The sequence below is a fragment of the Clostridium sp. YIM B02506 genome (genome assembly GCF_022324845.1).
GTDB classification, from domain to species: domain Bacteria; phylum Bacillota; class Clostridia; order Clostridiales; family Clostridiaceae; genus Clostridium_T; species Clostridium_T intestinale.
The window spans coordinates 174,805-189,741 of the sequence record NZ_JAKGTG010000004.1; the positions used below are offsets into that span (position 1 = coordinate 174,805).

14 protein-coding genes are annotated in these 14,937 nt (G+C 30.7%); all 14 read right to left on the reverse strand.

All coding sequences use genetic code 11. The features are described 5' to 3' along the window. Positions 1–19: 19 nt before the first annotated feature. The 14 genes from L1S49_RS05555 to L1S49_RS05625 all read right to left on the reverse strand — a co-directional run bounded on the left by L1S49_RS05555 (position 20) and on the right by L1S49_RS05625 (position 14,494). The gene (locus L1S49_RS05555) at positions 20–325 is read right to left on the reverse strand and encodes a PTS sugar transporter subunit IIB (RefSeq protein ID WP_238902965.1); all 306 of its coding nucleotides are present in this window, start codon (positions 323–325) and stop codon (positions 20–22) included. 87 nt (positions 326–412) lie between these two features. After that, positions 413–730, reverse strand: coding sequence for a PTS lactose/cellobiose transporter subunit IIA (locus tag L1S49_RS05560; protein ID WP_275299532.1), 318 nt, complete (start codon positions 728–730; stop codon positions 413–415). 208 nt (positions 731–938) lie between these two features. Continuing rightward, positions 939–3,608, reverse strand: a complete 2,670-nt coding sequence (locus L1S49_RS05565) for a sigma-54-dependent transcriptional regulator (RefSeq protein ID WP_238902966.1) — start codon at positions 3,606–3,608, stop codon at positions 939–941. A 1,040-nt stretch (positions 3,609–4,648) separates the two neighbouring features. Next, complete coding sequence (locus L1S49_RS05575; protein ID WP_238902967.1) at positions 4,649–5,584, reverse strand: 3-hydroxyacyl-CoA dehydrogenase NAD-binding domain-containing protein; 936 nt, start codon at positions 5,582–5,584, stop codon at positions 4,649–4,651. A 24-nt stretch (positions 5,585–5,608) separates the two neighbouring features. Then, complete coding sequence (locus L1S49_RS05580; protein WP_238902969.1) at positions 5,609–6,445, reverse strand: 3-keto-5-aminohexanoate cleavage protein; 837 nt, start codon at positions 6,443–6,445, stop codon at positions 5,609–5,611. Positions 6,446–6,556: 111 nt separating this feature from the next. Continuing rightward, positions 6,557–7,492: a cyclase family protein gene (locus tag L1S49_RS05585; RefSeq protein WP_073022395.1), complete on the reverse strand. Its 936-nt coding sequence runs from the start codon at positions 7,490–7,492 to the stop codon at positions 6,557–6,559. Between the two features lie 80 nt (positions 7,493–7,572). Beyond that, positions 7,573–8,358: an SDR family oxidoreductase gene (locus L1S49_RS05590; RefSeq protein WP_073022396.1), complete on the reverse strand. Its 786-nt coding sequence runs from the start codon at positions 8,356–8,358 to the stop codon at positions 7,573–7,575. 25 nt (positions 8,359–8,383) lie between these two features. Then, complete coding sequence (locus L1S49_RS05595; RefSeq protein WP_073022397.1) at positions 8,384–8,722, reverse strand: cupin domain-containing protein; 339 nt, start codon at positions 8,720–8,722, stop codon at positions 8,384–8,386. A gap of 24 nt (positions 8,723–8,746) precedes the next feature. Then, entirely contained in the window at positions 8,747–9,406 is a 660-nt protein-coding gene (locus tag L1S49_RS05600) for a 3-oxoacid CoA-transferase subunit B (RefSeq protein ID WP_073022398.1), read from the reverse strand. Then, on the reverse strand, positions 9,406–10,059 hold the full coding sequence (gene atoD, locus L1S49_RS05605; protein WP_238902971.1) for an acetate CoA-transferase subunit alpha: 654 nt from the start codon (positions 10,057–10,059) through the stop codon (positions 9,406–9,408). Before atoD ends, L1S49_RS05600 begins: the two co-directional genes overlap by 1 nt. Before the next feature lie 337 nt (positions 10,060–10,396). Further along, positions 10,397–11,263, reverse strand: coding sequence for a hypothetical protein (locus L1S49_RS05610; RefSeq protein WP_238902972.1), 867 nt, complete (start codon positions 11,261–11,263; stop codon positions 10,397–10,399). Positions 11,264–11,694: 431 nt separating this feature from the next. Further along, positions 11,695–12,273, reverse strand: a complete 579-nt coding sequence (locus L1S49_RS05615; protein ID WP_238902974.1) for a DUF1097 domain-containing protein — start codon at positions 12,271–12,273, stop codon at positions 11,695–11,697. Positions 12,274–12,747: 474 nt separating this feature from the next. Continuing rightward, the gene (locus tag L1S49_RS05620; protein ID WP_238902976.1) at positions 12,748–12,915 is read right to left on the reverse strand and encodes a hypothetical protein; all 168 of its coding nucleotides are present in this window, start codon (positions 12,913–12,915) and stop codon (positions 12,748–12,750) included. Positions 12,916–12,940: 25 nt separating this feature from the next. Then, complete coding sequence (locus L1S49_RS05625; protein WP_238902978.1) at positions 12,941–14,494, reverse strand: sigma 54-interacting transcriptional regulator; 1,554 nt, start codon at positions 14,492–14,494, stop codon at positions 12,941–12,943. Positions 14,495–14,937: the final 443 nt, after the last annotated feature.

A 14,937-nucleotide genomic window follows, 5' to 3' on the forward strand; every position in this document is an offset into this window, starting at 1 on the left:
AATAACCTTTTCATTTGTATTAATCAAGTAATGCAAGTGCATCCTTTAACACTTTTTGACCATTTAATGTTCCGTAATCCATCATGTCTATTACTGCAACCTTGATTCCTTTTGGTTCATATTGTTCTCTTATTTCATCCTCTAAGTAAGCTATTTGTGGTCCTAAAAGTAAGACTTCTGTAGGTTCATCGTATTCTTCAAATTTAGATTCTGACATAGCTATTACTTTTATATCAAGTCCTTGTGCTTTTGCACTTTCTTGCATCTTATTCATTAATATACTTGTTGACATTCCTGCTGCACAAATTAGGGTAATATATCTCATTGTTCTTCCTCCTAAAATTCATTTTTATATTTTTTTATTAATTATTAAAACAAGCTTGCTTTTAATTATTATTAACTATTAGATTTACTATTTTCTAACTTCTTCATAAATATCAAGTACTTCTTGAGCTAAATCACGTATAGTAATTGCATTCATTAAATGATCTTGCGCATGTATCATAAGCAAATTTATCTGAAATTCCTCTCCTGCTGCTTCTCCTTGTATTAAACTAGTTTGGATGTTATGTGCCTTATTTAAGGCTTCATTTGCCTCTTTAATCTTTTCTCTAGCAGCTTGTAGATCACCTTTTTTTGCTATTTTAATAGCTCCCATTGCCTTACTTCTAGCATCCCCACTATTAACTATTAATTCCATAACTATTTGTTCTTTTGACAGTATTTCCATTGCTTCACCTTCTATTCAAGTTATTTATGTATCTTACACTTCTATATATAGCAATCCCCGTGCCAAGTTTAATTTTACTCTTTTTTTCAACAACTTCTTTTCTCACATCGCATTTTTACTAGATTTAAGTTAATATTAAAACTTTTTCAAACTAATATTTAAGTGCTTTATTTTAAGCTAAAAAAATAAAGCACATCCATTATGTGCTTTATTTTCTACTTTTCATCCTAAACAAATTCATGAGATAACATATTTCATCTTCTGATATAGTAATTGTATATTTAGTATTAATTAAAGTACATTCACTTTTAATTAATCTATATAATTCTAGATTTTCCTTTATATACTCTTCTTTACCTATATACTCTTCTACTTTTCCATTATCAATTAACCTATCAACCATTACAGCCATATGAAGGGTTATTCCTATTAGAGCATTGGATGTTAGCTGTATCTCTAAAGCTTTAGTTACGTTTCTACAGAACCTTTTTATGTCATTAACAATGGTTCTGCCATCAATATTCTTTAACTGATGCTCTAAGGTTTCCTTCATCTTCATATACACTTTTTCTCTATCTATTAAATTTTGTATATCTTCTGAGGCCCTTCCCTCAATAATATCACTTAACTTAAATTGTATATAATCGGCATCTAATTCAAAAGGACTAACTATACATAGTATCTCATATTTATTTGATAGTTTTTTAAGTCTATCATAAATATTTTCTTTACCTATAAAGTTAAGTGGAATTATATCTAGTAACTCGTTTTCCAGTTTAAGATTTCTCTCTAAGATACTCTTCATGGTTTTAGCACTTCCTTCGCCAGTTGTGCAAATAGTAACTATACATAATCTCTTTTCTTCAGCTACTTCTGGTATGTAGTCTAATGAATTGTTATCATATAAATTATTAACTTCTAAAGTATCTCTGTATATTTCATCTAAAGAGTAGCCCATTATTGCTTTTCTAGTAGCTTCCATACAATGAAGCGTACTCACTAGAGGAATAGTTCTTGTTTTTATTTTTAAGCTTTTCTCTATCTCTCTACCAAAGTTTGCAAGTGAACCCATATCAACTAAAAACAATATGTCCGTATTAATATTATTTTGTCTTATATACTCTTTAACCTTTTCTAAGGTCATTTGAGGTTTCTCATCTATTGGAGCATTTATTCCCTTTGCATAGCTCACTCCCAAAAGTCCATTTACAGCGTCAGCTAAAGATGTAGCTGTTGTAGCACCATGGGATATGATTATTATATTTACATTACTATGAGAGTTTCTTATTTTCTCTTTATGATAAGTTAAAAACATAGTAATAAATCCAGCTTCATCTACAGGAATCTTAATATCTAAGGACTGCTCTAATATTTTTAAAACGTCTATAGCTACATTAAACTCTCTGTTATATTGCTTACGAATTCTATTTAACTCTAAGTTTTCAATCTTTTTATTTCTTCTTATTCTATCAATAGAATTATTAATGTGAACTGCTAACCCATAGTATATCTGCTCATTGAACTTTACATCTAACTCTTCTTCACAATAATTAATCACGTTTTCAATTACCTTCATAATATGAGGCTCTATAATGTTTTCTATATTTGTAGTACCTACTTTATAATTAAACTTATCAATATATTTGTTAAAGTAACCCTCTACATTTCTCTGTATTTCTTCCTCAAAGCCTCTGCCTTCTATTCCTCTAGCTTTAAGTTCTCTAGTTTTATTCTCTAACATTTCATATATATTTTCATCTGAATCAGTTTCTTCAAATATTATCTTCTCTTCGTTTTTATCAAATATATAATATCTTTTATTAATATCACTTAATTTATTCCAAAGCTGTCTATGCTCAACTTCCCTATATAATCCTTCTGCTATATAACCTGGTAAGTCTAAGCTACTTATACTTATTTCTTCTTTTTTCTTTGACAAGAAATCTGCATATGCCCTTGCACAAGCTAGTTGTATATCTGATTTCAACTGCCCTACATTATTCTTACAATCGTAAAATAAAAATGACTTTATTGAATTAACAGATACTTTTATGCTTTTTCCAAGTCTCCCTGACTCTTCAATCATAAACTGCTTTATAAGATTAAATCTTTCTTCTATCCCTCTATTTCTCAAAGCTGGTATTGTTATTACCATAGGAATTCTTCTTGTAAAAGTTTGAAGAAGAGTTGTGTTGGGGTCTTCTGTAGTCGCAGCTATTATAAGAACCTGTGCACTTCTTTCGCTTACAGTCTCTCCTAATCTTCTATACATTCCTCTGTCCATAAATGTAAAAAACATTTCTTGCCCTTCAGCTGGAAGTCTATGTACTTCGTCTAGAAATAATATTCCACCATCAGCCTGCTCTAAAAGTCCAGCCTTATCAAAATCAGCTCCTGTATATGCTCCTTTTTTTACCCCAAATATTTGTCCTAATAATAACTGTGGATTGTTTGCATAATCTGCGCAGTTAAAAATTATAAAAGGACTCTCTTTAGGTTTTACTTCCATCTCAATAGCATATTTATATATCAACCCTGCAAAGGTTGATTTTCCAACTCCAGTCTCTCCAAGCAATAATATATTCATTCCATTAGGTGGATATAATATTGCTGCTTTCGCCTGTTCCAGAGCTGTATATAAACTTGGATTTAATTCTGAAAATATATTTATCATAGATGTATCATTTACCGCTTTAAACAATGTAGGCTTTCCTTTAAACTTAACCGCTTTTCCTTCAGCAACTAATTTATTTAAATCATTACTTACATTTCCTCTAAGTAGATTTAATTCCTCTGCAACTTCTATCGCTGAAACTCCATCAGGTTTTGTTTCTGTTGATTCTATAAGTTTCTTAAGAATTAAATCAATTCTTTTCATTTAATAGTTCACCTCTCTGCATTAGGTTCTTTTAATAAGAATTTTAAATATATTTAGATTCTATCATATATATTTAACTTTATCTATTTTCACTTATTTAAAATATAAACGTTTATTATAAAATTACCTATTATTCAGAAGAGTATTGAACTTAATTTTTAATTAATTAAAAAACAGTCTCAAGTCCATATTTCTTTAGAACTTGAAACTGTTTTTTCTTTACTAATACTATATTCATTCCACTGCTCCAGCATTCCACTGTTTCACTTTTCCACTTTGCCGCTGTTCTTATGTTTCACTTTTCCGATGCTCCGCTGTTCCTGCGCTTTTGCATAAAAACTCTTCACTGTTCCAAATCTCCTGCATACCGCTGATTTATTTGTTTTTTATCTGTATAATCTTTTAATTTTTTAAAATTCTTACTATAAAAAACTAGAGCCCAGCAAGTTAATGCTAAGCTCCTTTTTATATAGAATGATATATTTTAAATATTGGGGGTCAATATCTAAATTAGAAAAATGTTTTCTTTCTTTTATCTCATTGTTATATATCCACGATATTGTGAGAAATTATCACTTTCAGCTATATCTGTTAGAATAAGCTAGATATTTCAAACTTAGGTTTCAAGTATGAGAACTCATCATATTGTTCCCATGATGAGTTCTTAGCATCACCGCCCTCAACATTATCTACTTCCTATCCTTCAAGAACTGCAATCTTATTGTCATCTGGTATAGCTCCTTGCCACTTTAATACATCCATTTGGAAGTATTCAGTTAATGCTTTATTTTTTTTATTTCAGCAGACATTGAATTAATTAACCGATAATGTTCAGTTAATTGCATTCTACATGTTCCAAATCTATATTCCTCTTAAACTCATACAATAATCAGGTTGTATACTTTTTTTTATCTCTCTTACAAGATAAAGCAAGTTATATGACAAATCAATTTAGCTTTTCTAAAGTTACCCAAGCCCTATATTCCTCGATTTCTAAGAACTAATTCCTAAGATTTTCACGAACAAAATGCATTTTTGCATTATTTTTTGTATAATGTTTTAATTAAATAAGTTCTAAGCTCTTCGTTTGACTTCTCTATTTGTTCTGGAGTCCAGTTTTGAAAGCCTGTTCCGCTCTTGAAGCCTAATTCTCCTTTTTCAACCTTTTCTCTTAATATAGGAGAAGGTTCAGTAGAGTTTTCTAAATGCTTCAATATATAATCATGAATAGATAAAGTTAAATCTGTCCCTACCATATCAGCATTTTCCATAGGTCCTAACTTTGGAAGCCTTAGCCCAAAACTATATTTAATTGCTTCGTCAACAGTTTGAGCATCAGCTATTCCTCTTTCTACAATAGATATAGCTTCTCTCCAAAGTGCATGTTGAAGTCTATTCGCTACAAAGCCTGGAACATCCATGTTTACTCTTATTGGTTTTTTATTTACCTTCTTAAGTAATTCCATAGTGTCATCCATAACTTCTTCTGAAGTATAATCAGATTTAACTACTTCAACTAGAGGTATTAGGTATGGAGGATTCCAGAAATGAGTTCCTACAATCCTTGATTTATCTTTAACTTTTTGCGATATTTCAGTAATACTCATTACAGATGTATTAGTTGCAAATATTACACTTTCTTTGCATAATGGCTCTAAACGCATAAATAGGTCTTGTTTTAGTTCCATTTTTTCTGGTATACATTCTATAATAAAATCAGCATCCTTAACTGCTTCCTTTAAGTCCTCTGTTAAAGTTATTCTATCTAATGTAGCGTTAACTTCTTCTTGAGTAAAAACACCGTTTTCTTTTAACACTTGAAGGTTTGTCCTTATCTTATACATACATTCAAGTTCAAATTTTTCTCTAATAAATATAGTTACCTTTAAATCTTCACAGCCAGCAAATACTTGAGCTATTCCGCTTCCCATCATGCCCGGTCCAAATACTGTAATGTTTTTAATTTTATTGTTCACGAAATTAATCCTCCTACATTCTATTTAGCAATTTTTAAGCCCTAATATTTTTCTTGCCTCAGCTGGAGTTGCTATTTCTTTACCCATTTCAATTACAGTTCTCTTTGTTCTTTCAACAAATTCTACGTTAGATTTAGCTAGCTGTCCTTTTTTATAGAATATATTATCTTCCATTCCTACTCTTAAGTTTCCCCCTAATGCTAATGTTGCATATAATATAGGAAGGTGTTGCTTGCCTATTCCTATAGCTCCCCAAGTTGCATCCGCAGGAATCAGATTCTTAAGATATACCAGGTTTTCTACAGTTGCTGCCATTCCTCCAGGTACCCCTAATACAAATTGGAAATGAAGCGGTCCTTTTAAGACTCCTTTTTTATAATAATGTAATGCATTATAAACCATTCCTGCATCGAATATTTCTATTTCAGGTTTTACATTATTTTCTTGCATAGCAATACCTAACTTTTCTAAGAATTGTGGACTATTTTCAAACACTGTTGAATGCTGCCAGTTCATACTTCCACAGTCATAAGATGCTATTTCAGGTTTTAATTCTATGAAAGGCTTCATTCTTACATCATCATCAAGACCTATTCCACCTGAAGTAGTTAAGTTTATTACTATATCGCATTTTTCTCTTACAAGCTTTACTGTCTTTTCGAATTTTTCAAAGCTCATAGATGCCTTATCTTCATCATCTCTAACATGGATATGAGCAACAGAAGCTCCTGCTTTATAGCATTGATAAATCTCCTCTGCTATTTCTTCAGGTTGTAGCGGTACATATGGTGTCTCTTTTTTTGTAGGCCAAGCTCCTGTAGTTGCTACTGTCAATATAACTTTCTCTTCTGAATTTCCCATAATTAATTTCCTCTTTTCCTTAATTTTAATTTTGAGGATACTCTATAAGAGCATCCTCAAAAATTAATTCTTATTTATATTTGTGTGCTTTCAGACCTTATTAATTTAGGGCTAAAATCCACCGTATGTGTAAGTTCTTTCTGGAACATCATTTACTTGATCTTCATCTATTTCAGCGACGCAACGAACCATAGAACCGTCTCCCATGTACCATCTGATTGGGAAGCAGAAGAATCTGAAGCGTTTTCCAGATACCTTATCTAAATTTCCACCAAGGTTTTCAACACCAACAATACCATGTCCTAACATTTGTTTATGACAAGGTTCCCATGTTCCCCAGCATCCGATTTCTTCTAAATCACCGAACTTTTCATCATACGCTTCTTTTCCATGAATTCTAATGTATTCATCTTTATCAAATTCAGCATATGCTTCTTCACCAAATTTTTCTTTGTATTCTTCTGTTATTGGTCTTCCTGAGGCACCTAGTAAGTTTAATTTAGTAGCTCCATTATTACCCATAGCTGTATGAAGTGGATGATCAAGAGCTTGCATATCCATAGCTACACATTTAACTTTATGTTTTACAAACCATTTTCCTGCTTCAACGCCTGTACCACATGAGTAATGATAGTACTCTTTTGAATCATCAAATTTACGATGCATTCCTGTATTTAAACAGATAACCATTCCTTCTAATTCTTCTGGTTTGATATTTGCACGTCTACATGCATCTTCAAGATGTTCTGGCCCAATTAATCCCCAAGGTTCAATATTTATTTCAAGACAAACTGCATCACCTGTATATGCATCAACTGGCATTTCATGAGTATAACGAGCTCTTCTTCCATCAAATTCTTTTTCCATAACATGACGTGGTGCATCACAGTGTGTTCCAGTGTGTTGTACGCAATCAATTCTTTGTGTAAGAACTCCACCTTTTGCTAAACTGTGCATAGAATCAATTACTGGTTTTACAAAATAAGGCCAACGTGGAATATCAGCACTGAATGGGTGTGTTAAATCTACAAATACTTTTTTTGTCATTTTCATTTCCTCCTAAAATTGCGAATTATTTACCTGATTATATCAACTAGTATTCTTAAAACATTCCTAATTAAGTTAGATTAGTTAGCCCAGTACCCACCTTCTGCAGCTACATTAGCTCCAGTCATGAAGTCACTTGCACTTGATGCTAGGAATATACATGGTCCTACAAAATCTTCTGGTTCTCCAAGACGACCTACAGGAAGTCTTCTTAAGAAGTTTTTATAGACAGCACTTTCTGGATCAAACATCCACTCCGTTAAATCTGAACGGAATACTGTTGGGTTTATTGTATTAACATTAATTTTATGTTTAGCTGTCCACTCGCAAGCTAGGGATTGAGCCATAAGATCTATTCCTGCTTTTGCTGTACAGTATCCTGTATATCCAGACATACCCATCTTAGAACGTGCAGAAGATACCATTATAACCTTACCGCCTTTTCCCTGTTCTATCATTTGTTGTCCAACATATTTACAGAATAACCATGTTCCTTGTACATCGGAATCCATGATTTTTTTCCATTCACTTAACTCTTGTTCTACTATTGGTTGCGGATTATTGTATCCTGCTGCTGTTACTAATACATTGATTTCTCCAAATCTTTTAACAACATCATCAACCACTTTAATTACATCTGCTTCTATAGCTGGATCTCCTGTTGAATATCCACAGACAATTCCTTGAGCTTCTAATTCATCACATAAAGCTTTACATTTTGCATCACTACGTCCAGTAACAAAAACCTTCATTCCTGCAAGTCCATATCCAAAAGCAACTGCTTTTCCTAATGCTCCAGTAGCTCCAGTTATAACAGCAACTTTACCTGTAACATCAAATAACTTATTTACAAATTGTGAATCCATTACTATTCTCCTTCTCGATTATGCCTTAATAATTTACTACTACTAACATAGTTGCAGGCATATTAGTTTCATTGATAATTGATCTACCTTCATTAGGAGCTATAAATATTGAATCATATTTATTTAGTACATATTCTTCAGTCTTAGTTTTTATTGTTACTTGTCCATCTAAGACAACATAGATTTTTTCTGTAGGAGAGTCTTCATAAGCGTACTCTGCACCACCACCTGGAAGAAAATGTGTTACTCCCATCCAAAATTCTTTTGCTCCAGTTTCTTCAGTACCATGTAATTTTAAAGTTGAGCAGTCAAAATGTAATGGAGCCTTATATGGTTTAACCTCGTTAAATTTAACTTGTTTCATTTCTTCACCTCCTCTCAATATCCCTTAAATATCTATAGTCTTTAAATTTTCAGCTATTATTAAATTAGCTTCAGTAGCATTTATTACCTCTTCCACTGTTAAGTCTGGAGCAATCTCCTTTAAAAAAAGCCCTTCTGGAGTTACTTCCATAACAGCCATTTCAGTAACAATTAGATTTACTTTACCTACAGCTGTAAGTGGAAGTCTGCATTCTTTAAGTATTTTGGTTTCACCTTTAGCAGTATGCATCATGGCAATTATTACTTTTTTTGCACCACTCACTAAATCCATAGCTCCGCCCATACCTGGAACCATCTTTCCTGGTATCATGTAGTTTGCTAAGTTTCCTTTTTCATCTACCTCTAAGGAACCTAAAACGGTAACGTCTACATGTCCACCACGAATTATTCCAAAAGATGTAGAACTGTCAAAAAAAGCTGCTCCACTATTTATAGTTACATATTGTGCTCCTGCATTTACTATGTCTTTATCTTCTTTACCTTCTTCTGGCACACTTCCTAACCCAACAAAACCATTTTCAGATTGGAAAGTTACATTTATATCTTCTGGTAAATAATTTGCTACCATTGTTGGAAGTCCTATTCCTAAATTAACTACATCTCCATCTTTAAGTTCTTTTGCTATTCTTCTTGCAATAAACTCTTTAGCATTTTTAGGATTCATTACGCTTCACCTCCAACAATATAATCAACAAATATCCCTGGGGTCATAACATGATTAGGATCAAGTTCCCCAACTTCCACAATTCTTTCAGCACCTACTATTACATTGTCTGCTGCTGTTGCCATTAGTGGATTAAAGTTTCTTGTTGAAGCGTTATAAAATACATTACCTTGCTTGTCTACAATTGAACCTCCCAATATTGCTAAATCTGCTCTTAATGGGAGTTCTAGAAGATATTCTTTATCTTGGGCCTTAATTTTCTGTTTGCCTTCCTCTACAATTGTACCTATACCTGTTTCAGTTAAAAATCCACCTATTCCAGCTCCACCACATCTAATTTGTTCTACTAATGTTCCTTGAGGTACAAGCTCAACAATAAGTTCTCCACTATTCATTTGCTTTCCTGCCTCTGGATTTAATCCTATATGAGATGCGATAACCTTTTTAACTTGCTTATTAACAACTAATTTACCTACTCCTCTGTCTGGAAATCCAGTATCATTAGCTATAATAGTTAAGTTTTTCACATTTTTCTTTACTATTGCATCAATAATAAACTCAGGAGTACCTACCCCCATGAATCCGCCTACCATAATGGTCATATCATCTTTGATGTATTCCATTACCTCATCAATACTTTTTATCTTGTTCATAAGTCACCTACTTCTAATCATGTATCTTTCAACACTTATACTTATAGCAATTAGTATGCCAAACCTCTGAAAAATCTCTATACTCTTTTCCTCTTACAACTTAAATCACTATGAGCCCTTATTTTATGGGCTTTTGTATTTTTATAGTTAAGTTGTTTTTTTTAATTTCTTCTGATTTATATTTGAAAACCTTTTTCAATTACTTATAGATTTAATTCACTTTTGTATCAATCTTTAAAAACTAAGTGTTAGTATAGATTTAATAACAGTTTTGTCTCTAATACATTTTTGTATCACTTCAATTTATTAATGTATCGTTTACTTAATCTTGATTCTTTTAATTATCAGACATAACTACAATTTCTGAGCATACTTTTAATCCAAATTTACTTAAATCTTCATAGGTATATTTTATATTTAATAGGTTTTCAGTAATTATGGAATCTTCCTCTTCGCATAACATCATAAATTTGAATCTTTTATCTTCAAAAATTCCTTTACCAACCTCATATACTATATCCCTTAAAGTTACTCCAAAAGGTATTTCATATACTCCTGGTTCATTTACATCTCCTAATATATTTATAAGCTTAGTTCCTATGCTTTCTTTTGTTCCATTTTCTAAATAAGTGTATAAATCTGATGAAAATATAGTAGGAAGTACTGCTAGGGTTTCTATATTATTCACGCATATATTATGATTTTCTTTTCTTTGTAGCGTTTTCTCATCCAGTTTTTCATATAATACCTTTATCTTAAATTCCTCCCCTAAAAGCCCTTCTCTAAATAATTCATTTATATATTTTTCAATCTTACTATTAATATCTGGATAAGTTTTACCAAGATAAATACATCCTTCAGAAGCTCCTATAATATTCCCTGCTATAATCATTCCTTCTAGTACTCTAAAAGAGTCCTTCTTTAATAGAGTTAAATCTCTTAAACTCTTTTCATCTATACTGAAAGCAATTACTTTTTCTGTATTTTCTTCATTTACTAACTCCCTAAACTTTTTAGCGATATTATTAGCAGAGCTATTTCTTTCTCTAAGTCCAGCTTTATCTATAACCTCAATTATGTTGTCTTTACTCATAGTTCTTATTAGCTTAAGTGAATTAAAGCCTCCTGAATCTACATATTCTTCTAATGATTCTATGTCTTCATCTTCAAAATTCTTAGATATAAGTTTAATATTTTTCTCCATTTATTTTCTCCTTAAAATCATCTTCTAACTTTTACATTTACTTTTATAGCAATTATTGTACCAATTATTTTTTAGGTATTTGCTTCTTTATAAAAGCATTGATAATTCTTATTTCTATTAGGTTTTCTATAGTTTAATTGATTTTGTATATAGGAGGTTTTCAATTCATATTGGTATTAATATTTAACTTTATTAATGTAATAGATATATTTCTGCTTTTCTTTCCGATACAGTTATGTATTAATTCAATGTATTAACGTATTAGAGACATAGAGAAAAGGTATCACAAAGATGATCAAAAAATCACTTTGTAATACCTTTTCTTTAATTATATGTTCATTCTTATACTATTCTGCATACTCTCTGTATTGCTCTTCGTTTTTCAATACTCTAAGAGTTCCTAGTGCAAGAGATTCCATTCTCAATAATTTTTAAATATCTTCTGCCTTATCCCTAATTTCATTTTCATTTCCGTATACATACTTAGGCCAGTCTTTACCTAAAATTATAGTGCATAAAAATCCTCCACCTAAAACTAATATACTTGTCATTATAATTCCATAAATAAAGAACCCGAATAAGTGTAATGGTGTTATTGCTGCTGCATTAGCTGGTTGTATAGAAAACATAAAAAATGTTTCAGCTAAGCCTAGAAATAAAGCTGGTATACATCCTAAAATCGTATCTCTTAATAGATTTTCATGAACTGTTAATATACTAAATATTATGACCATAGTAAGAAGTATCCCAGAAACCCAACTTGGAAAACCTGATAATGCTCCCATTAAGATACCATTAAGCATTGCCCAAAGAATACCTACTCCAAAACATATGATCATCGATGGTATCTTCTTAAAGTCTGCTCCTAATGCAAAGAATAGAAGTAGTACGATAAACAGCATCCAACTATAATTTTGAAACCCTAGCATTCCCATAGGCTGCATTAATAATGTCAGTATAACTGCTCCAAAAGCAGCTTGAATTAATAAGGCTTTTCTTTTTGTAGACATATGATTCTCCCCTTTTTTTAATAATATTAAGCTTACTATCTAGTAGTCTTTTTCTTACAGCGGAATTATTCTCCTTTCTTTCCAAAAACATATTAGTATTACGGACATAATACTAATATGCAAAACATATGCCACATTGATATTTTTTTAACTTTAATAACAGCTTTAATTCCATCAAAATACTGAAAAACCTTATATTTGGTAACTAATATTTTTTATTATTACAGATATATTTCAACTCTATCATATATATTTTTGTAAACGTTATTGTAACATTTGCTTTATATAATAATTTTCTTAATTAATACTTATTAACCAATTATCAAAACTCTTTATTTTAGCCATCTTTAACTAATGTATTTTTGTATTATGGTAATGTTTTTTTTCATCACTCTTCCAGAAATTAAAAAGAAGCAGTCTCAAAAATACTACTTCTTTTTTGTAAGAATTCATCTTACTTAATATATTTATATCTTAAGTCTTTTCCCATTGATATATAAGATATCCCATAACCTCTTCTGCATTCATGCTTTCATTTCCATATTCAAATCCTACTAAATTATCCTTTTCTTTTTTAGATATTCCAATTATATATAGTATATCTTGCAATATATAACACAAATTTATTACTATAAGTAACATCAAAAAAGTGAATCTAATCAATATATTAATTCTCTATATAATCTTGTCCTAATCTTATTCCCAAAGCTTTTGCCTTTCTAAAAACAGTTGGTTGAGCTACTCCTAATATTTTTGCAGCTTTATACGTACTTCCATGATTTCTTAACGCCTGCTCTATCATCTGTCTTTCTAATGTTTCTACAGCTTCCTTTAAAGTCAAATCTTCATTATTCTTTTTGTAATTTATCTTATCTTTTCCTAGAACGTTTACTACATTATCATAGTTTATATATGAGCTATCATCGATAACAATAAGTCTTTCTATTATGTTTTGAAGTTCTCTTACATTACCTGGCCAATCATAATACTCTAAACCTTCTATAGCCATAGAGTCAATCTTTTTCTGTTTACTGTATTTTGTATTAAACTTGTCTACAAATGCATTAATCAAAAGTTTTATATCACTTTTTCTTTCTCTTAATGGAGGTATTTTTATAGGTAAAACATTTAGTCTATAAAACAAATCCTCTCTAAATTTCCCTTGTCTTATTAGTTCTTCTAAATTACAGTTAGTGGAAGCAATAACTCTTACATCTAGTTTTATGCTCTTTGTTCCACCTACTCTAGTTAATTCCTTTTCCTGAAGAACTCTTAATAATTTTGATTGTAAGCTCATAGGCATTTCCCCTATTTCATCTAAAAGCAAAGTTCCACCATTTGCAATTTCAAACATACCAAGTTTTTCCTTATTTAAAGCTCCTGTAAATGATCCTTTTTCGTACCCAAACAGTTCTGATTCAATTAAACTTTCTGGAATAGCAGCACAATTTACTTTAATATATGGGTTATCTTTTCTATCACTCTTTTCATGTATCTCTTTAGCTATTATCTCTTTTCCACAGCCTGTCTCACCTGTTATTAATATCGTAGCTTCTGTTTTTGCTACATAACTAATGAGTTCTTTTATTTCTCTTATTTTTACACTTTCTCCTATAAAGCTTTTATTTTTAATAAACTTGCTTCTATAGTAATTTAATTCATTAAGATACTTTTCATTTTTCTTTTCAGCCATCTCTATTTCATCTTTTAACTTTAATAACTCTGTTAAATCTCTCATTACAGTTAATACTTGAATAACTTCTCCATTCTCATCGAATATTGGATTTCCAGTTATAAGTACCTTGTTATTGTTATTTACAGTAGCTAGAGATGTTATTTTCTTTTTTTGTTCAATAACAAGCAAAGAAATTGAATTATCAAAATACCCTTCAATAACTACACTTTCTACACTTTTACCCACTAATTCCTCTTCTCTTATTCCAGTTATCTCTGTGTAGCCTTTATTAACTGCTATGACTATTCCTTTGTTATCAACTATACATATACCATCCGATACAGCATCACCTATAGAAAAGGCATCTAACTCTCTCTCTTTATACGTTTTCAAAATCTCTAACTCTTCTTTTTGCTTTAGTACTATTTCTTTGTAACTCTCAATTATCTTTAATGTATCTTCATCAACTTGTAGAGTTTCTTTTTCTTCTAAATTTGTAATCTTACTGTTTAAATCCTTTTCAATTTCAAATGTTCTTTTGGGCATTTATTTCCTCCTCAAATCCTAATATTTTATCTTATAACACCGAGCATATAATACAATTATGTATCAGCAATTTTGATACCAATTAATATATATTTATAAATATCCGCTTAAGCCTTGAATCTTCTTACCTTAAGCCTATTACTCATATTTATATATCTTCTTAGGAGACCCTACAAATAATTCATATATGTATTATTATAATATAGAATCTTGATTTCACACAAATATTTTAATACAAAAATGTATTGTCTTTAATTCATTTCTGTATTAATACATCTCAAAATTCTCCGACATTCAATTCTTTAATATTATAAGTTGCACTACTGCCCTGTAGAGGCTTCTTATCTAGCCTCATTAGATTCCTTTTTTCTTAACTTTTTAACTTTTTAACTTTTTAACTTTTTAACTTTTTAGGGTAGTCTACTTTTTTGCCTATTCATTAT